Source organism: Hyphobacterium sp. (genome assembly GCF_965229905.1).
In the GTDB taxonomy this organism is placed as follows: domain Bacteria; phylum Pseudomonadota; class Alphaproteobacteria; order Caulobacterales; family Maricaulaceae; genus Hyphobacterium.
In genome coordinates, this window is the sequence record NZ_OZ245930.1 from 1914096 (window position 1) to 1931832 (window position 17737).

The following is a 17737-nucleotide window of genomic DNA, read 5'->3' on the forward strand; positions in this document are numbered from 1 at the left end:
GACCTGTCCTAATCAGGGTGATTGATCGGACGCCTCATCAAAGAGACATACCCTATGACCGCATTCCGCGTCGCCGCGCTCTACAAGTTTACGCCGTTGCAAGCCGACCGGCCGCTGCAGGCGCAGCTGCGCGAGGTTTGCGCCGCGAATGATGTGATGGGGACATTGCTGATCGCGCCGGAAGGCATCAATGGAACAATTGCGGGTCCGCCAGACGGGATTTCGGCAGTTCTTGACGAAATCCGTGGCTTGCCGGGTTGCGCCGATATCGACGTCAAACTGTCAGCGTCCGATGAGCAACCCTTTCTCCGGCTCAAGGTCCGCATCAAAAAAGAGATCGTGACGCTCGGCGTTCCCGAGGCTGATCCGAACCGTGCTGCAGGAATTTATGTCGAGCCAGAAGACTGGAATGAGCTCATCTCGTCGCCGAATATCGTAACGATCGATACGCGGAATGATTATGAGGTCCGGATCGGTCAATTCCGTGGGGCCGTGAATCCGGAAACCACCAGCTTTCGCGAGTTCCCGGATTGGTTCCGCAAATTCCGCGAGACGCGCCCGGACGCCCGCATTGCCATGTATTGTACGGGCGGAATCCGCTGCGAGAAATCGACAGCGCTAGCGCGTTTTGAGGGGATGGATGAAGTGTTCCATCTCAAGGGCGGTATTCTGAAATATCTTGAGCGCATTCCGGCGGCGGAGAGCCTCTGGGACGGCGACTGTTTCGTTTTCGACCGCCGGGTTGCCGTGGGGCATGGCCTGAACGAAAGCGACGTGTCGATCTGCCATGCCTGCCGGGAACCGCTGACCGCCGCGGATCGCCGTTCGCCTCTTTTCGTTGAGGGCGAAAGCTGTGCCTATTGCCGTGCCGAGCGCACTTCCATTCAGCGGCGAGGGTATGCCGAGCGCCATCGCCAGGAAGCACTGGCGCGCCAGCGCGGGGTCCGCCATGTCGGGGCTCAATATCCCGGCCCTGGCGAACCGGCATGAGTGGGGCATTGCCGGTCCTCTATTCGTTTCGGCGGTGTCCGTATGCGATGCGCGCTCGGATGGCGCTCGACGTTGCGGAGATCGAGCTCGAACATCGCGAGATCCTCTTGAAGGACAAACCCGCAGAGATGCTGGCCGCTTCGCCGAAAGGCACCGTGCCGGTTGTGGTGCTGCCGGGCGACCAGATCATTGACGAGAGTCTCGACGTGATGCGCTGGGCGCTCGGTCGCAATGACCCCGAGGAATGGCTCGATGACGTCGCGGAGGGCGAAGGCCTGATCGCCGAGAATGACGGACCGTTCAAACACCATCTGGACCGGTACAAATATGCGACGCGCTATGAGGGCGCGGTGGCAGAGGAGCATCGCCGAGAAGCGAGCCGGTTTATCGAAAAGCTGGAAATCCGGCTACAGGCATCAGCGCAATTGACTGGCGAGAAAGTGCGCTTGGCGGATATCGCCGTTTTCCCTTTCGTCCGGCAGTTCGCAAACACGGATCGCGACTGGTTCGAGACGCAATCCTGGCCAAAGGTCCATGCCTGGCTTGGCGCGCATCTGGCGTCCGACCGTTTCCAGCGGATCATGGCGAAACACGCGCTCTTCGTTTCGCGCGCTGCCTAGCGCGCTGTCCGCCGGCGTCCGGGCTGAATCCCCAGAATACGGTGTTTGACTTATTGCCGGTTGGGGCGTCCGACCGGATCCCGCGGCACAGCATGCGACGTTCGGTTTGCCCGCTGCCGACCATGATGGCGGCTCTGCTGATAGGGTTTCACGGTCACTCCATGACTAAAGGAATCCGCTGACCGCATCGGCGTGTTCGGAATCCGATCGACACAATTGGAGTAATCCATGGCTTTCGAAGCCCACAATCAGACAGGCGATGGTGTCGTTGAGCGTTGCGAGCAGGCAGGGGCAAGCCTGAGCTTCATTCCGGCGTGTGCCCAGCCTGCTCGGGTATTCGCGGTGCGGCGCTGGCATCGCCATGTCCGGGACCGGATGGTGCTCGCGGGTGGGTGTTGGGTGTTCTTTGCATATTGGGCGGGCTTTCGGACCAAGCCGTTTACCGGATCGTCCATTTCCGCAGATGGCCGCGCAATCTTGGCCAATAGGTCTTCCCGACCGGGAATACCGTGCCATCGTCGAGCTGGACCTGATGGCGGTATCGCGTCGCATTGCGCAGTTCGCGGATCCGTTGCGCCGGTACAATATGACTTCTGTGAATGCGGATAAAATCGCGGGCGTCGAGCTTCTCTTCAAGCTCGCTCAATGTCGTGCGGACCAGCAGGGATGTGGTTGGCAACTCTATTATGGCATAGTCTTTGTCCGCCGATATCGAGCGGATCTCTTCCAGCGATACGCGGCGATGGCCATAACCCTGGCGCACCCAAATGTCGCCCGGAATGCGCGAGACCTGGCCCATATCATTGCGGTAACCGCGGTCCGGCTTGGTTAAATGACCTATGAAGCGCTCGATGGTCGATTCAACCTGTATGCGGTCCTGCGAGATCAGCACGAATTCACGCGATGCCAACTCAAACAGCACGCTGGCAGAGTGGCATTTTTCCAGTACCAGAAGATAGGGTAGGCCCTGTTTATCGACCTGCTTCGTTAGGTCGATCGTCGCCCGGTTCGCATCCTCTGCGAAGAAGACCACACCGCTAAGCGGGACCGATCCGAGCAATGTCAGCAGCAATCGGGCGGTCAGTTCCGGTGTCGTCGTGACAACTTCGGCATATCGGTCGAGAAGCGGTTTGTACGTCCGGCGCGCAGCCAATCCGGCAGAAAGTACAAGATTGAGGCGTCGCTTCAGCATGATTCAGATCAGTTAAAGGGTCGGGTCGTCACCGCATGTTCGGCGATCTCGTGCTGCCGCAAACTCACAAAACGGATAATTTCATCACGGTCTTGTCAGAAATTGCTGTGTGATTGCCGGAAAAAGCGCCGTTGAATGACAACTCACCGCCGCACGCCGCATTGCTGGCAAGCTTCATCGCTTCGCTCTTCTATCGCTGATGACGGTCTCCTAACGATGTCCAATTGAGCGTCCTGAATGGCGCTCGGAGGGGAACAATGGAGACTCAGATGAAAGTTCTTGAACGGCGCCCACGCGCCTCGTTGAAGACGCTGGCCCTGTCGTCCTGCGCGGCGATGGCTTTCGCTTCGACTTTTGGGGGGGCGACGGCTTTCGCCCAGGATGAAAGTGCGGCGGATGACCGCATCATCGTCACCGGCTCGCGGATCGGCCGGAGCGAGCTGACCTCGGTCAGCCCGATCACCGTTGTCGGCCAGGACGATCTTAACGTCCAGGCGGTCCGCACTCTGGAAGACTTCGCCGACCAGATCACCTTCGCACCGGGTGGCGAGACCAACTCGCGCGTGAACAACGGTTCGGGCGGTCAGGCGACAATCTCGCTGCGCGGCCTTGGCCCGCAACGCACGCTTCTGTTGATCAATGGCCGCCGCGCCACGCCATCAGTCACGGCCGGTTTCTCAGACCTCAACATGATCCCGGTTTCGCTGATCGGCCGCGTTGAGGTGCTGCGGGACGGCGCTTCGACCATTTATGGTTCAGACGCCATCGCCGGCGTGGTCAACATCATCACCCGCGACGATGTTGAAGGCATCGAGCTGTTCGCCCAATACGATGTGACCTCGGAAGGCGATGGCCAGATCTACCGTTACGGTGCGACCTTCGGCCGGTCCTTCGACGGCGGCCGGTTCACCGGCAACCTCGAATATTTCGACCGTGGCACCATCTTGCAGGGCGACCGTCCGTTCTCGGCCTGTCCGTGGGCGGAAGTCGGTGGTCAGCTGATCTGCGGCGGTTCGGGTACATCCTATCCGGGTCAAATATTCCCGTCTGGGCCGGGTGCTGTGAACAATATCAACAATGGCGGCGGTGTCATTCTCGACCCGGCGACCGGCGTGCTGCGCGCGTTTACGCCGGCAGACGGATATAACTTTGCGGCGCGCTCCTACATGGTGACGCCGCAAGAAGTGTATTCGGGCTTCTTCGATGCCGAGTATGACGTCCTGTCGTCGGATCGCTTCGGCGATGTGACCGCGTTCGGCGAATTCATGTTTGCCGCACGGTCTTCGCAGCAACAGCTCGCGCCGGTAGGCACGTTCTGGTTCCCGCTGGTTCCAGCCTTTCACCCGAACAATCCGACCGGCGAAGCGGTCTTCGTAGCCCGTCGTCTGGCAGAGCTGGAGTCCGGCCGATTCTTCACCCAGGACGCCACGTCCTGGCGTGGCATTTTCGGCTTCGAAGGTTCGCTGCCGGCCGGAATCTTCTGGGATACCTCTTTGGCCTATGGCCGCTACATCGACGCTCAGGTTGTCGATGGCCAAGCCAACCCGGTGCGGGCTGCGCAGGTATTGTGTAACGATCCGGCCTCGTTGGCCGCGGGGTCTTGCCAAACGCCGGCCAATTTGATCTGGGACCCGTTCCGTCGCGACACGCTGACCGATACGATTGCGAACTATTTCCTCGTTCGCCACTCGCCGGTCTCGCGTCAGACGCGTTTGTCCTTCCAGGCGAACCTATCAGGCGATCTCGGCGGGCTTCGCTTGCCGGGTGGCGAAATCGGCTGGGCCGTGGGTTATGAGCGCCGCCGGGATACCGGTGAGTTCATCCCCGATGGCGCGGCGCAGATCGGTCAGATCTACTTCGTGTCGGGGAATGCGACACAGGGTGAAACGACCTCTTCGGAGTTCTACGGCGAGGTTCGTCTTCCGATCCTGTCGGGTGTCGAGTTTGCCGAATTGCTGGCCTTCGAGCTGTCGGCACGGTCGTCGTCCTATGACGTGAACGGAACTGGCGTCAGCAACAGTTTTGATGCCAACACCTACTCGATTAAGGGTGAGTGGGCGCCGAACGACCAGGTCCGTGTCCGGGCCTCGTTCTCGACCGGCTTCCGCGCTCCGGCGATCGCGGAACTGTTTGCCCCGCAGGCGCAATCGGCCATTCAGTACACCGACCCTTGCGTGAACTACGGTACGTCCGGTGCGAGCGCGACGGTTGTTGCCAACTGTCAGGCCGACGGTCTGCCGCCGACCTTTACGTTAACCTCGACACAAGCGGCGGGCGTTCTGGGCGGTAACCCGAACCTGCAGCCGGAAGAGTCTGAAGGGTTTACAGCCGGTGTCGTCTTCACCCCGTCGGGTACACCGATCCTTGAAGACTTCACCTTCTCGGCCGACTACTTCTCGTTTGAAGTGACGGATGCCATCGGTTCGGCAGACGTGAACACGATCGTTTCCAATTGCTATGGATCGCCGAATTTCTCCGATCCGCTGTGCTCGCTGATCGCGGGTCCGGGCTATACCGGGGTAACGGGTTCTCCGCTGGCGGCACCGTTCCCGGGTCCGGGCGGTGCTCGCCGCTCGGCGGTTGGCGTGGTTGCCGGTGTCCTTTTGACGAACGCCAACCTGTCGACATACGAGACATCGGGTGTCGATTTCTCGATCGACTATTCCGGTCCGACTTTCGACATCTTCAACTCGACGGCCCAATTCGTCGCCGGCGTGGATATCACCTATCTGGAAAGCTTCGCTTACCAGGTGCTTCCGGGTGGTCCGGTGTTCGAATATGCCGGCACGTTTGCCCAGGATCCGTTCACGACAAATCCGGCGGCCTTCCCGGAAATCTCTGCCCTGCTTCGCCTGGGCGTGGTCTCCGACACATGGCAGTTCAACTATGTCGGCCGCTACATTGATGAAGTCACCGACTTCTCGTCGAACCCGGCGAACCTGTCGAACTCGGCGGAACGGGTCATGTATCATGACCTCCAGGCCGCCTACGATTTCGTGGATAGCGGTGTGGGTCTGACGCTGGGTGTGCGCAATCTCGCGAACGAGACGCCGCCTTACGTGTCGAACAATGACGACATGAATACCTTGCAGCAGACCTATGACACGGCTGGCCGTTACTTCTACGGCCGGATCACGGTCCGCCGCTAGGCGTGAAAGGGTAGTACGCAACGCTCAGAAACCGGCGCCGGAGCTTTACTGAGTTCTCGGCTCTGGCGACCGGTTTCGCCCTCCGAGTCAAGGTTAGGCGATTTGCGTATGCTGGGCGGGCTTTCGGGCCCGCCCTTTTTTTGTCAGCCAATTTCCTCAAGGATTTCCGCGCGATGCTGGTCGAGCGCAGGCGCCGGCCGGTCGAGTACGAGCTGACCGTGCGAAAAGGAAATCGGTGTCCGGACGCCCGGAATGCCGCCGGCGAGAATTTTCAGTTCGCGGGCGATCACTTGCGGATCGTTGAAGACTTCCGCGAGATTATTGATGGGCCCGGCCGGAATCGTATGTTTTTCACAAGCTTGCAGCAAATCGTCGCGGGTCCAGCGGCGGGTGGCGGCGGCGATTGAGGGCACCAATTCCCGGCGATTCTGGACGCGGCCGGCATTGGTGGCGAACTTCGGATTGCGGCCGGTCTCGAGATCGAGCAGTTCGACAAGCCGTTGGAATTGCCCATCATTTCCGACGGCGATGATGAGATAGCCATCGGATACCGGGAAGGCCTGATACGGCACGATATTCGGGTGCGCCGGCCCGATCCGCCGTGGCGGATCGCCAGTGACGAGATAATTCATCGCCTGGTTGGTGAGCACACCGGTGAGGCAATCCATGAGGGATAAGTCGATGTGCTGACCCTGTCCTGAACGTGAACTCTGGGTGAGGGCCGCCTGAACTGCAATGACAGCGTAGAGGCCGGTTAACAGGTCGGCGATGGCGATGCCGACTTTTTGCGGCGCGCCGTCGGCTTCGCCGGTCAGATCCATGAGCCCGGCCATGCCCTGAACGATGAAGTCATAGCCGGCATAATCGGCGTAGGGTCCGGTATGTCCGAAGCCGGTGATCGAGCAGTAGACGAGCTTGGGGTTAATCGCCTTCAGGGATTCGTAATCGAGCCCGTACTTGGCCAGACCGCCATGCTTGAAATTCTCGATCAGAACATCGGAACGCGCCGCGAGACGCTTAACGAGGCTGCGGCCCTCCTCGGTGCGGAAGTCGGCGACGATCGAGCGTTTGCCGCGATTGCACGCATGGTAGTAGGCCGCCGCGCGCTCGCCGGCATGATCGACCCAGGGAGGACCCCAGCGCCGCGTGTCATCTCCCGCCGGCGCTTCGACCTTGATGACGTCGGCGCCGAGATCGGCGAGCGTCTGGCCCGCGAATGGCCCCGCCAGCACGCGGGCGAGTTCCAGGACTTTGAGACCCGCCAGGGGAGCGCTGTCTGTCATGATGCCGATCCGCCGGTGAAATCCGGTGCCCGTTTGCCGAGAAAGGCGCGGTAGCCTTCGGCGAAGTCGTCTCCGTCGAACGCGGCCCTGAACCGGGCGCGCGTCTCGGCGGTGTCACTGACCGTGCCGTCGGCGATCAGGTTGAGAAAGTGCTTGAGGCCGCGCAGGCTGGCTGCCGAGCGGGATGCGATCTCGTCAACGCGTTCAGCGATGAGAGCGTCCAGTTCCGTCGATGGAAGACAGGCCGCGACGAGGCCGAGCTCGGCGGCCTCTCTCCCGTCGACATGGCGGGCCGAGAACAGCATGTCGCGCGCCGCCTGTTGTCCGACAGCGTCCACCAGCCGCCGCGTATCGTTCAGCGGATAGAGCAGGCCGAGCTTGGCCGGCGTGATGCCGAATTTCGAGAGCGGGGTGCAGAACCGGATGTCGCAGGCAAGGGCGATGCCGCAACCGGCGCCGATGCAGGCGCCATCGATCACGGCCATGACCGGCATCGGAAACGCCGCAAGGGCATCGAGAGCCTTGGCGACCTCGCGCGAAAACGCATCGGCGCTCTGCGCCGTGGCATAGACATCCTCGAACTCACCGATATCGGCGCCGGAGGCAAAGGCGCCGCCCGTGCCCCGAACGATCAGAACCCGCAACTCCGATCGCGCGGCAGCCTCGGACAGAAGGCCCGGCATGGCCTGCCACATGGCGCGGGTCAGCGCGTTGCGCTTGGCCGGACGATCGATGACCAGATGGCTGACCGCGCCGTGATGTTCGAGTTGCAGGCCGTCCGCGGTCATGGCGTTTCCTAGTATTCGCCGCTCGGCGCCGAGATCAGCCGGGCGAAGAAGATCGCGTTCAGGAACATTTTCTCCGTGCCACGGAACGTGCCGCGGAAGTTCGGATTGTCAGCGAACAGTACGACCGCGCCCCGGCCCTGACGTTGGGCGATGACGGCAGGTGTGCCGCCGATTTCCTCCTGCCGGCGATCCGAGGCATAGCCCGACAGGAGCGGTTCGTCAGCATACTGAACGACGACCGCGAACGGATTGTCTTCCGGGCGCTCCAGCGTTTCCGTCATATTGCGGTGAAGTGCGATGAAGCGGTCTGAATATCCGAATCCGATGGGATGCGACGGATCGAGATCGCCTTCAAAAATGGCGCCGCCGATAATGTGTTCGGCGTCGTCGAGGCTCAAATCGGCATAGTCGCGCCGGTCGGGCGCGTCTTCTTCATCGGCATCCTCGCCATCATCGCTGTCCTCGGCTTCCCGGCCGAGAAAGGCCTCCTGTGCCATCAGCGCGCCCTGACGGCTGGCAATCACCACACCGCCATCCTCGCGAATCCATTGCTGGACCCGTTCCGTGGCGGAGTCCGACAGCCGCGCATTGCCGCCGCCGGCGATGACCAGGTGCGTGTAGCGCGACCAGTCCAGGCCGCCGATTTCACCTTTGCGGCGCAAGGTGACCGGGATGTTCATGCGGTAATCGAGCAGATGCCAGACCTCGCCCGCATCGTTGGATGAGAGCCCGTCATCGAACAAGATCAGGACATGTGGCCGCTCGATGGAGCGGAAGCCCCGGCGGTCACCGAGATCGGGCGTATTGCCGGGCGTCGATCCCGAAACCACCGCATACGTCGCCACGCCATCGGATTCGGCGGCTTCGCGTACCAGGCGGTAAATCTCGTCATGCCCGGTATCCTGGCCGATCAGCGGAATAAAAATCGCGCCGGGGCTGAAGGTCCGCGGCCCGCCGGCGACCGGGATCGTTACCGTTTCCGTGGCGACACGGACGCGGACATCGTTATCGAGGAATCGATAAAGGCTTCGCGCGGCGTAATAATCGGTCCAGCTCAAGACATAGCCGTACTGTGAGCGAGCGGGCGGTGCGCTTCCGGTCTCGCGGGGCCGCAGGCGCTCTCCGGCGATAGTCTCAGACCAGTTCCGGCCCAAGGGCGCGTAATCGAGATCGTAAGCCAGCGGCAGGGTCCAGCCCGAGACATCGTAGAAAATGTCCTCCTCGAACTCTGTTACCCGGTCGAAAATGCTGCGGATCATGGTGTATTGCGGCTGATCGAGCCGCACGATGGCGGCGTCGCCGGCGCGGAAAGTCCGCTCACCAATCTGCACGTCCCGGCGCAGGCTGAGGACCGCGATATCGTGCCGGTCGAGCAAGTCGACGAAGAGGTTGAAGCGTTCGGGATCGCCGGGCGCCGCAAAAACATAGGCGCGGTTACTGTCCCGCTGCCCAGCGTCGAGCGCATCGGCAAAGAAGCGCCGCTGATAGGCGGCGATATCGTCTCGCCGGGACAAAGCGCCTTCAATTGTTGTCAGGCTGGTGCGGAAATGGGTGCGGACATTTTCGCCATGCCGCACCAGGCCGCGCTCGGCCTCGATCAGCCCGCCGCGCGCCGCGCCGATTTCAAACAGGATGCCGAGTGAGCCATTGACCTGCGGGTAGGTGGAGCCCTTGCCGACGTAGAAATTGTCGAACCCTTCTTCGGATGTGTAGAGCCTCGCCTCGCTGTCGAGAAAACGGATGTGATAATCGGCAATCGCCTGCGTCAGTTCGCGAGCCGTCTCGGGGATCAGCGGGTTGCGGCGCAAAGGCTCGCCGGGGTGGAAATAGAAGGTGGCCTCGGTGAACATCTCGTGGAAATCCGCGGATACTTGCGGTTTCCAGTGATGCCATTGCTCGAGCCAGGCTTGCGATTCCGGCTGGGTCTGCAAGAGCCATTGGCGGTTGAGGTCGAACCAGTAATGATTGGTGCGCGCCTCGCTCCAGATCGTGTGCTGTTCGTGCGCCGGATCGGTGACCGGCACTTCGCCGCCGAATGTCTCGACATGATTGACGCGCCTTGCATGCCCGTCTGGATTGAATATTGCGGTGATCAGGATCACCGCGTTTTCCAGCGTGTCCTCGATCTCCGGGCCTTGCGCGGCGGCGAGGTGGTAAAGGGTCGGAATGGCCGCATCCATGCCGGCGCTTTCCGCGCCATGAACCCCATAGTTCAGCCAGACAATGGCCGGTCCGCCGGACGGGGCCGCGCCGGGCGCCAGGCTGGCCAGATGCGCCTGCCGGATGTCCTCAATGCGGGACTGGTTGCCGGCCGAGGTCACCACAAAGAACTGGATCGGGCGATGCTCGTGCGAATAGCCGATGGTCTCGACCGAGATGCGATCGGAGAGCTCGGCGAGGCGAGTGAGATAGGTGACCATCTGGTCGGGCCTGACCGGCCGGTCGCCAATGCCGAATCCGATGATGTCCTCAGGTGCCGGAATGGCGTCGTCATATACGATGCCGTCGACCTGGAAATATTCAATGGGATCGGCGTGGGCGGCCGCAGCCGCGAGGCAAGCTGCAAGGCCGGCAAGCAAATTTCGAATCATGGTGTCTCCCCTCACAATCGCCTTATCACTTAGCGCCGTGGTCCGGTCCGGCCAACTTTCCATGGACGCGTTCGGTGCGGCCGCCGATGCGGGTCAGCAACTCATACGGTGACAAGCCTGACGCTGCAGCCTGCTCATCCACGGTGAGGCCGGCCCCGTAGAGGAGCGCCGGCAGGCCCAAAAGCCGCTTGGGCTCGGGATGCGCGGACACATCGATAATGGTGCTGTCCATCGACACCCGCCCGACGATCGCGGCGCGGAAACCGTCCAGCAGGATCGATGCGGTATTGGAAAAGGCGCGCGGCACGCCGTCCGCATAACCGGCCCCGACCGTCGCGGCCCAACCGTCCTGTTCGAACCGGTGGGTTCCGCCATAGCCCGCAGATTCGCCGGCCGCGACAGGGCGGACTTGCAGGACGGGCGCTTCGAACCGGTAGGGGATCGCCAGGCGCAGACCCGGTTTCTCACTGGGCTGAGCCCCATAGAGCGCAAGCCCGGGCCGCACCAGATCGAGATGAGCCGCTTTGCCCAGCAGGCAACCGGCGGAGTTGGCCATGGAGCGCTCGGCCACGTTGAAGGCGGCGCTGCGGGCTTCGAAGCGGCGGATCTGCGCGAGATTTTCGCTGCGGTCCGGCTGATCGGCACAAGCGAAATGGCTCATCAAGTGTACAAGATTCAAGTCTTCGGCCTGGAGCGCCCGGACCGCTGCATCATCACCCGCCGGCAGGCCAAGCCGGTTCATGCCGGTATCAAGATGGAGGGCGGCGGGGCGCGATCCCGCCGCGTTGAGCCAGGCCTGGCTGTCGGCGAGCGAATTGAGTACGGGTATCAGACCGTGCTCGATGAAGAGGGCGGTGTCATATCCGCCCAGCCCGTTGAGAATGAAGCACCGCCCACCCTCGGATTGGATCAGGTCTGCAAGTTCTAGAGCTTCGTGGGGATGGGCAAAGAAGAAGGTGCGGCAGCCTTCCGACAACAAGCGCTCACCGATCGCCTTGGCCCCCAACCCGTAGGCGTCAGCCTTTATGACGCCTGCGCATTCCGCCGGAGCGGCGGTCTGGCGGAGCCGGCGGTAATTGGCAGCGATCGCATCAAGATCGACGGTAAGACGGGGCCGGGCGAACATGCCGCGAGTGTTTCAGCGTGAGCCCGGGCGGGCAATCGTCAAACCCACATCAACCGGTCCATGCGTTGCGATCAGGCGAAAGCCTGGATGCCGGTCTGGGCGCGGCCGAGGATCAGCGCATGGATGTCATGCGTGCCCTCATAGGTGTTCACCGTTTCCAGGTTAATCGCATGGCGCAGGACGTGATATTCCTCGGCGATGCCATTACCGCCATGGATGTCGCGCGCCTCGCGGGCGATGGCGAGGGCCTTGCCGCAATTATTGCGCTTCAGCATCGAGATGGTCTCGGGAATCCAGGCGCCCTGATCAAGCTGGCGGCCAAGCTGGCAGGCGCCGAGAAGGCCGAGCGAGATCTCGGTCTGCATGTCGGCGAGTTTCTTCTGGACCAGTTGGGTGCCGGCGATCGGCTTGCCGAAGACGATGCGCTCCAGCGCGTATTCGCGGGACGCGTGCCAACAGAAGGTGGCGGCGCCCATCGCGCCCCAGGCAATGCCGTAGCGGGCTTTGTTGAGGCAGGAGAACGGACCGCGCAGACCCTTCACATTCGGCATCAGCGCATCTTCGCCGACCTTGCAATCGCTGAGCGTGATCGAGCCGGTCACCGAAGCGCGCAGGCTCATCTTGCCTTCGATCTTCGGGGTTTCGAAACCCGGCGCACCGCGCTCAACGATGAAGCCGCGAATGGCGCCGTCGAGCTTCGCCCAGACCACGGCGACATCGGCGATCGGCGAATTGGTGATCCACATCTTCGAACCGTTGAGGATGTAGCCGCCATCGACCTTGGTTGCGGTCGTGCGCATGGCGCCCGGATCGGACCCGCCATCCGGCTCGGTGAGGCCGAAACAGCCGACCCATTCACCGCTCGCCAGCTTGGGCAGGTATTTTTGTTTCTGCTCTTCGGAGCCGAAGGCGAAGATCGGATACATGACGAGCGAGGATTGCACCGACATGGCCGAGCGATAGCCGGAATCGACCTTTTCGACCTCGTGCGCGATCAGGCCGTAGGCGACGTGGTTGAGGCCGGAGCCGCCATATTCTTCCGGCAGGGTGGAACCCAACAGGCCGAGTTCGCCCATCTCGGTCATGATGGCACGGTCGAATGTTTCTTCGCGCGCGGCCTGGATCACACGCGGCAGGAGTTTTTCCTGCGCATAGCCGCGGGCCGTGTCCTGCACCATGCGCTCTTCTTCGGACAGGAGGCCAGCAAGATCGAGCGGATCTTCCCAGTTGAACGTCTTGGCGTCGATCGATTTGTGCGTGTTCATGGCGGACCGTCCCTCGCTGTGCGGATATGCGGGTCTGATGGCATTTTAGCGCTTCGTCGTCCATTGGCGAGGTCACTAGGCGCACGCCAAGCTGCCCGCTAGGGTCCGGGCAGCAGGGGAGTTGCCATGACCGCCGACACGCTCGTTATCCTGGCCACGCTGGTGGCCTACAAGCTGGCGCTGGTCGGCATCGGGTTCTGGGCATCGCGCCGCAACCGCTCGGAGGATGATTTCTTCCTCGGCGGGCGCGGGCTGGGCGCTTGGGTGGCGGGTCTCTCTTATGCCGCCTCGACCTCCTCCGCCTGGGTGCTGCTCGGCTTTACCGGCTTTGTCTATGCGAACGGCTTAAGCGCGCTGTGGATGGTGCCAGGCATCTGGGGCGGCTATGTCGTCGTGTGGCGGGTCTTCGGACGGCGGCTGCGCGAGGAAACCGCCGCGCGCGGCCATGTCACGATCGTCGACTTCATGGCCGCCGAAACGGGCGGGCGGATCAAAACGGTGATCGCGATCACCAGCGCGCTTTTGATCTTCTTCTGCTTCATCTTCTACATCGCCGCGCAATTCGGCGCGGCCGGATCGGCGTTCGAGACCCAGTTGGGTCTGCCCTACACCGAAAGCCTGCTGATCGGCGCGGCCGTGATCCTTGTTTACTCGCTGCTCGGCGGATTCTGGGCGGTGAGCGTCACCGACATGCTGCAGGGCACGCTGATGGCGCTGATCGCCGTGGTGTTGCCGCTGGCGGCGCTGATCGCGGCGGGCGGGCCGTCCGGCGTGTGGGCGGCGCTGTCGGCGAATGCGCCGGACGGTTACCTGTCGCTCACCGGACCGCATGCCGGCTTCATCTTCATTGGCTTCGTGATGGGCATCGCGGCGATCGGGCTCGGCCCGTTCGGCCAGCCGCACCTCATCGCGCGGCTGATGGCGGTGAAGGATGAGGCGGCGCGGCGCCAAGGCTTCCGCATCGCCATGGGTTGGGCGGTCATCGTCTATATCGGCATGGTCACGCTGGCGCTGTCGGGACGGGCGCTGACCGGCGGCGAGGCGCCGGGCGAAAGCCTGCTCTATCTGATGGCCGCCGATCTCTTTCCTGCCATGCTGGCGGGGCTGATCATCGCCGCGGTCCTGTCGGCCGTGATGTCGACGGTCGATTCGCTTTTGATCGCGACCTCGGCAGCGGTCGGGCACGACATGGGCGTGGTGCGCCGCTTTCCGGGCCGGGAAGTGCTGATCGCGCGGATTGTGATGGCGGTGCTGGTCGGACTCGCCGTGGCGCTGGCGCTGGCCCTGCCGGCGACGATATTCAGCCGCGTGCTGTTCGCCTGGTCGGCACTGGGCGCCGCCTTCGGGCCGGTCGTGCTGGTGCGGGTGATGCAGCGCGAACCGGCAGGCTGGGCGATCCTCGCGGCGATCGCATCGGGATTTTCCGTGACGGTGTTCTTCTATCTCGCCGGTCAGATCAGCGGTGACAGCTGGGCGGGGCAGCTCGCCCGCCTGCCCGGGGATCCGTTCGAACGCTTGGTGCCGTGGATCTTGCCGCTGGTCCTGCTGTTCGCGGTCTCGCGGCGGGCGGCGAAACCCAGTTCCACCCTCCCCAATCCGGGCAGAGTGTGATTGTCTCGGCACGACGCATCGGGGAGGCCTTGAAACGATGAAGATCGGCTGCATTGGCGGCGGCCCGGCCGGGCTGTATTTCGCCATCGCGATGAAGCTCAAGGATCCCGCCTGCGAGATCGACATTTATGAGCGCAACAAGCCGGGCGACACGTTCGGCTGGGGCGTCGTCTTCTCCGACCAGACAATGGAGAATCTCGCCGCGACCGATCCGAAGAGCGCGCAAGCGATCGCCGATTCGTTGGCGCACTGGGACGATATCGATGTGCATTTCCGCGGCACGGTGGAGCGCTCCGGCGGACACGGCTTCTGCGGGATCGGGCGCAAGCGGCTGTTGAACATTTTGCAAGACCGGGCGCGCGAGCTTGGCGTGCGGCTGCATTTCGAGGCCGAGATCGATCCGGAAGACTTGCCGGACGCGGACCTGATCATCGCGTCTGACGGCATCAATTCGCGGGTGCGCGAAGCGCATGCCGACGTGTTCAAGCCGGACATCGACGTGCGCGCCAACAAGTTCGTGTGGCTGGGCACACGGAAAGTCTTCGAGGCCTTTACCTTCATCTTTGTCGAGACCGAGCATGGCTGGGTGTGGGCGCATGCCTACCGGTTCGATGATGATCTCTCGACCTTCATCGTCGAGTGCTCGGAAGAAACCTGGCGCGGGCTCGGCTTTGACGAGATGGACCAGGACGAGACCTGCCGCGCGGCCGAAAAGCTGTTCGCGGACTGGCTCGACGGTCATGAATTGATGAGCAATGCCAAGCATTTGCGGGGGTCCGCCTGGCTCAATTTCCGGCGCATTCTGTGCGAGACATGGACGCACAAGAACATCATCCTGCTGGGCGATGCGGCGCACACGGCGCATTTCTCGATCGGGTCCGGGACCAAGCTCGCCTTCGAGGACGCGATCATGCTGGCCGACGTTCTGACCTCGCGCGAACAGCCGGTCGCGGAAGGGCTGAAGGATTACCAGGAGGTGCGCACGGTCGAGGTGCTGAAGCTGCAATCGGCAGCGCGCAATTCGACCGAATGGTTCGAGACGCTGGACCGCTATCTCGGCTTCGAGCCGGAGCAGTTCGCCTATTCGCTGCTGACCCGTTCACAGCGCATCAGCCATGAAAATTTGCGCGAGCGTGACCCGGACTGGATGCAGCGGATGGAAGGCTGGTTTGCGGCGAAATGGGGCGTCGAGGCGCGCCCGCCCATGTTCGTGCCGTTCCGCTTGCGCGGCATGGAGCTCAAGAACCGCGTCGTCGTTTCGCCCATGTGCATGTATTCCTGCAAGGACGGGCTGATCGATGATTTCCACTTCGTGCATTACGGTTCGCGCGCCATGGGCGGGGCGGGGCTGGTCTATACCGAGATGACGAATGTCGCGGCAGATGCGCGGATCTCGCCGGGCTGTGCCGGGATTTATACCGACGCACATGTCGCGGCGTGGAAGCGGGTGGTCGATCATGTGCATGCCAACAATGCCAAGATGGCGATCCAGCTCGGCCATGCCGGGCGCAAGGGCGCGACCAAGCTCTCCTGGGAGGGCGATAATGAGCCGTTGGAAACGGGCGGCTGGCCGCTGATCGCGCCCTCGCCGGTGCCGTGGTCGGAGAAGAACCAGACCCCGCGCGAGATGACTCGCGACGACATGGACCGGGTGAAAGCGGAGTTTGTGACCGCCACGAAGCGTGCGCTGGATGCCGGGTTCGACATGGTCGAGATGCACGCCGCGCACGGCTATCTCTTCTCCTCCTTCATTACACCGGTGTCGAACAAGCGCACCGATGAATATGGCGGCTCGCTGGAGAACCGGCTGCGCTTTCCGCTCGAAGTGTTCCGCGCCATGCGTGAGGCCTGGCCCACCGACAAGCCGATGGCAGTGCGCCTGTCGGCGACGGACTGGGTCGGCGAAGACGGCATCCAGCCGGAAGACACGGTGACGGTGGCCCAGGCTTTCGTCGACGCCGGCGCGGACCTGATCGACGTCTCGGCCGGGCAGACCACGCCGGCGGCGCAGCCCGTCTATGGCCGCATGTTCCAGACGCCGTTTTCCGACCGGGTGCGCAACACGCTGGGCTGCGCGACCATGGCGGTCGGCAATATCTACGAGACCGATCACGTCAATTCGATCCTCGCCGCGGGGCGCGCCGATCTGGTGGCGCTGGCGCGGCCGCACCTCGCCGATCCCTACTGGACGCTGCGCGCGGCGGCCGAACTCGGCTATCGCGGTGTGGATGTCCCCAACCAGTATATTGCCGGTCATGTCCAGCTGAAACGCAATCTGGAGAAGGCGGCCCTGATGCAGGAGATGAAAGTATGACTCCCGCCACCCACGAGCCCGAACATTTCCTGTGGTCGTTCGCCGACGGGATCGGCACGGTGACGTTGAACCGGCCGGAGAAGAAGAATCCGCTGACCTTTGAAAGCTATGCCGAGCTGCGCGGTTTCTTCCGCGCGCTGGTCTACTCGCCGGAGGTCAAAGCCATCGTGCTGACGGGCGCGGGCGGGAATTTCTGTTCCGGCGGCGATGTGCGCGAAATCATCGGGCCCCTGACCGAGATGGACATGCCGGAGCTTCTGGAGTTCACGCGCATGACGGGCGATCTGGTGAAGGCGATAAGGCATTGCCCGCAGCCGGTGATCGCCGCGGTCGACGGGGTGTGCGTCGGTGCCGGGGCAATCCTCGCCATGGCGTCGGACATGCGGATCGCCACGCCGGAGGCAAAGACCGCATTCCTGTTCAACCGGGTCGGCCTCGCCGGCTGCGACATGGGGGCGTGCGCGATCCTGCCGCGCATTATCGGCCAGGGGCGGGCCAGCGAGCTCCTGTTCTTCGGCCGCTCGATGAGTGCCGAGGAAGGCGAGCGCTGGGGGTTCTGGAATGCGCTGGTCTCTGCCGACGATCTGATGGCGGAAGCCGGGAAATGGGCGGCGCGCATCGCCGCGGGCCCGACCTTCGCAAACGGCATCACCAAAACGCAACTGAATGCGGAATGGGATATGGGGATCGACCAGGCGATCGAGGCCGAAGCCCAGGCGCAGGCGATCTGCATGCAGACCGAGGATTTCCGACGCGCCTACCGGGCTTTCATCGCGAAGGAAAAACCGGTGTTCGAGGGAAACTAGGC

Annotated in this window: 12 protein-coding genes; 6 read left to right on the top strand and 6 right to left on the bottom strand. The window is 62.8% G+C overall.

Going from position 1 to position 17737, the window contains the following annotated elements; all coding sequences use genetic code 11:
• Positions 1-54: 54 nt before the first annotated feature.
• Together ACO08C_RS09655 and ACO08C_RS09660 are read left to right on the top strand one after the other, a co-directional pair.
• Entirely contained in the window at positions 55-990 is a 936-nt protein-coding gene (locus ACO08C_RS09655; protein ID WP_421785244.1) for a rhodanese-related sulfurtransferase, read from the top strand.
• Entirely contained in the window at positions 987-1610 is a 624-nt protein-coding gene (locus tag ACO08C_RS09660) for a glutathione S-transferase (RefSeq protein ID WP_421785245.1), read from the top strand. Before ACO08C_RS09655 ends, ACO08C_RS09660 begins: the two co-directional genes overlap by 4 nt.
• Before the next feature lie 439 nt (positions 1611-2049).
• On the opposite strand, the gene ACO08C_RS09665 is transcribed toward ACO08C_RS09660, so the two are convergent.
• Positions 2050-2802 (bottom strand): LytR/AlgR family response regulator transcription factor, encoded by a 753-nt coding sequence (locus tag ACO08C_RS09665; RefSeq protein WP_421785247.1) that lies wholly within the window; start codon positions 2800-2802, stop codon positions 2050-2052.
• Between the two features lie 269 nt (positions 2803-3071).
• On the opposite strand from ACO08C_RS09665, the gene ACO08C_RS09670 reads away from it, so the two are divergent.
• Positions 3072-5951 carry a TonB-dependent receptor plug domain-containing protein gene (locus ACO08C_RS09670; RefSeq protein WP_421785249.1) on the top strand — a complete coding sequence of 960 codons (2880 nt, stop codon included), beginning with the start codon at positions 3072-3074 and terminating at the stop codon, positions 5949-5951.
• A 143-nt stretch (positions 5952-6094) separates the two neighbouring features.
• Here ACO08C_RS09670 and ACO08C_RS09675 read toward each other — a convergent pair whose 3' ends face one another.
• The 5 genes from ACO08C_RS09675 to ACO08C_RS09695 all read right to left on the bottom strand — a co-directional run bounded on the left by ACO08C_RS09675 (position 6095) and on the right by ACO08C_RS09695 (position 13004).
• Complete coding sequence (locus ACO08C_RS09675) at positions 6095-7234, bottom strand: CaiB/BaiF CoA transferase family protein (protein ID WP_421785251.1); 1140 nt, start codon at positions 7232-7234, stop codon at positions 6095-6097.
• Entirely contained in the window at positions 7231-8022 is a 792-nt protein-coding gene (locus ACO08C_RS09680; RefSeq protein ID WP_421785252.1) for an enoyl-CoA hydratase/isomerase family protein, read from the bottom strand. Before ACO08C_RS09680 ends, ACO08C_RS09675 begins: the two co-directional genes overlap by 4 nt.
• An 8-nt stretch (positions 8023-8030) precedes the next feature.
• The gene (locus ACO08C_RS09685) at positions 8031-10613 is read right to left on the bottom strand and encodes a M14 family zinc carboxypeptidase (RefSeq protein WP_421785254.1); all 2583 of its coding nucleotides are present in this window, start codon (positions 10611-10613) and stop codon (positions 8031-8033) included.
• A 25-nt stretch (positions 10614-10638) separates the two neighbouring features.
• Positions 10639-11739 carry an alanine racemase gene (alr, locus tag ACO08C_RS09690; protein ID WP_421785255.1) on the bottom strand — a complete coding sequence of 367 codons (1101 nt, stop codon included), beginning with the start codon at positions 11737-11739 and terminating at the stop codon, positions 10639-10641.
• Positions 11740-11810: 71 nt separating this feature from the next.
• The gene (locus tag ACO08C_RS09695) at positions 11811-13004 is read right to left on the bottom strand and encodes an acyl-CoA dehydrogenase (protein WP_421785257.1); all 1194 of its coding nucleotides are present in this window, start codon (positions 13002-13004) and stop codon (positions 11811-11813) included.
• Positions 13005-13130: 126 nt separating this feature from the next.
• On the opposite strand from ACO08C_RS09695, the gene ACO08C_RS09700 reads away from it, so the two are divergent.
• Genes ACO08C_RS09700 through ACO08C_RS09710 form a run of 3 tightly spaced genes read left to right on the top strand, consistent with a single transcriptional unit; the run spans position 13131 to position 17735 of the window.
• Positions 13131-14615 (top strand): sodium/proline symporter, encoded by a 1485-nt coding sequence (locus ACO08C_RS09700; RefSeq protein ID WP_421785259.1) that lies wholly within the window; start codon positions 13131-13133, stop codon positions 14613-14615.
• Between the two features lie 37 nt (positions 14616-14652).
• Positions 14653-16929: a bifunctional salicylyl-CoA 5-hydroxylase/oxidoreductase gene (locus ACO08C_RS09705; protein ID WP_421785260.1), complete on the top strand. Its 2277-nt coding sequence runs from the start codon at positions 14653-14655 to the stop codon at positions 16927-16929.
• Positions 16926-17735, top strand: coding sequence for an enoyl-CoA hydratase family protein (locus ACO08C_RS09710; RefSeq protein ID WP_421785262.1), 810 nt, complete (start codon positions 16926-16928; stop codon positions 17733-17735). The genes ACO08C_RS09705 and ACO08C_RS09710 overlap by 4 nt, the downstream gene beginning before the upstream one ends.
• The last annotated feature ends 2 nt before the right edge of the window (positions 17736-17737 follow it).

What these genes read in the sequence shown, in the direction of transcription:
- ACO08C_RS09670 (WP_421785249.1), top strand. Translation starts at nt 3,072, where the DNA reads ATGAAAGTTCTTGAACGGCGCCCACGCGCCTCGTTGAAGACGCTGGCC.
- ACO08C_RS09660 (WP_421785245.1), top strand. Translation starts at nt 987, where the DNA reads ATGAGTGGGGCATTGCCGGTCCTCTATTCGTTTCGGCGGTGTCCGTAT.
- ACO08C_RS09685 (WP_421785254.1), bottom strand. Translation starts at nt 10,613, where the DNA reads ATGATTCGAAATTTGCTTGCCGGCCTTGCAGCTTGCCTCGCGGCTGCG.
- ACO08C_RS09665 (WP_421785247.1), bottom strand. Translation starts at nt 2,802, where the DNA reads ATGCTGAAGCGACGCCTCAATCTTGTACTTTCTGCCGGATTGGCTGCG.
- ACO08C_RS09700 (WP_421785259.1), top strand. Translation starts at nt 13,131, where the DNA reads ATGACCGCCGACACGCTCGTTATCCTGGCCACGCTGGTGGCCTACAAG.
- ACO08C_RS09680 (WP_421785252.1), bottom strand. Translation starts at nt 8,022, where the DNA reads ATGACCGCGGACGGCCTGCAACTCGAACATCACGGCGCGGTCAGCCAT.
- ACO08C_RS09655 (WP_421785244.1), top strand. Translation starts at nt 55, where the DNA reads ATGACCGCATTCCGCGTCGCCGCGCTCTACAAGTTTACGCCGTTGCAA.
- ACO08C_RS09705 (WP_421785260.1), top strand. Translation starts at nt 14,653, where the DNA reads ATGAAGATCGGCTGCATTGGCGGCGGCCCGGCCGGGCTGTATTTCGCC.
- ACO08C_RS09675 (WP_421785251.1), bottom strand. Translation starts at nt 7,234, where the DNA reads ATGACAGACAGCGCTCCCCTGGCGGGTCTCAAAGTCCTGGAACTCGCC.
- ACO08C_RS09695 (WP_421785257.1), bottom strand. Translation starts at nt 13,004, where the DNA reads ATGAACACGCACAAATCGATCGACGCCAAGACGTTCAACTGGGAAGAT.
- ACO08C_RS09710 (WP_421785262.1), top strand. Translation starts at nt 16,926, where the DNA reads ATGACTCCCGCCACCCACGAGCCCGAACATTTCCTGTGGTCGTTCGCC.
- alr (WP_421785255.1), bottom strand. Translation starts at nt 11,739, where the DNA reads ATGTTCGCCCGGCCCCGTCTTACCGTCGATCTTGATGCGATCGCTGCC.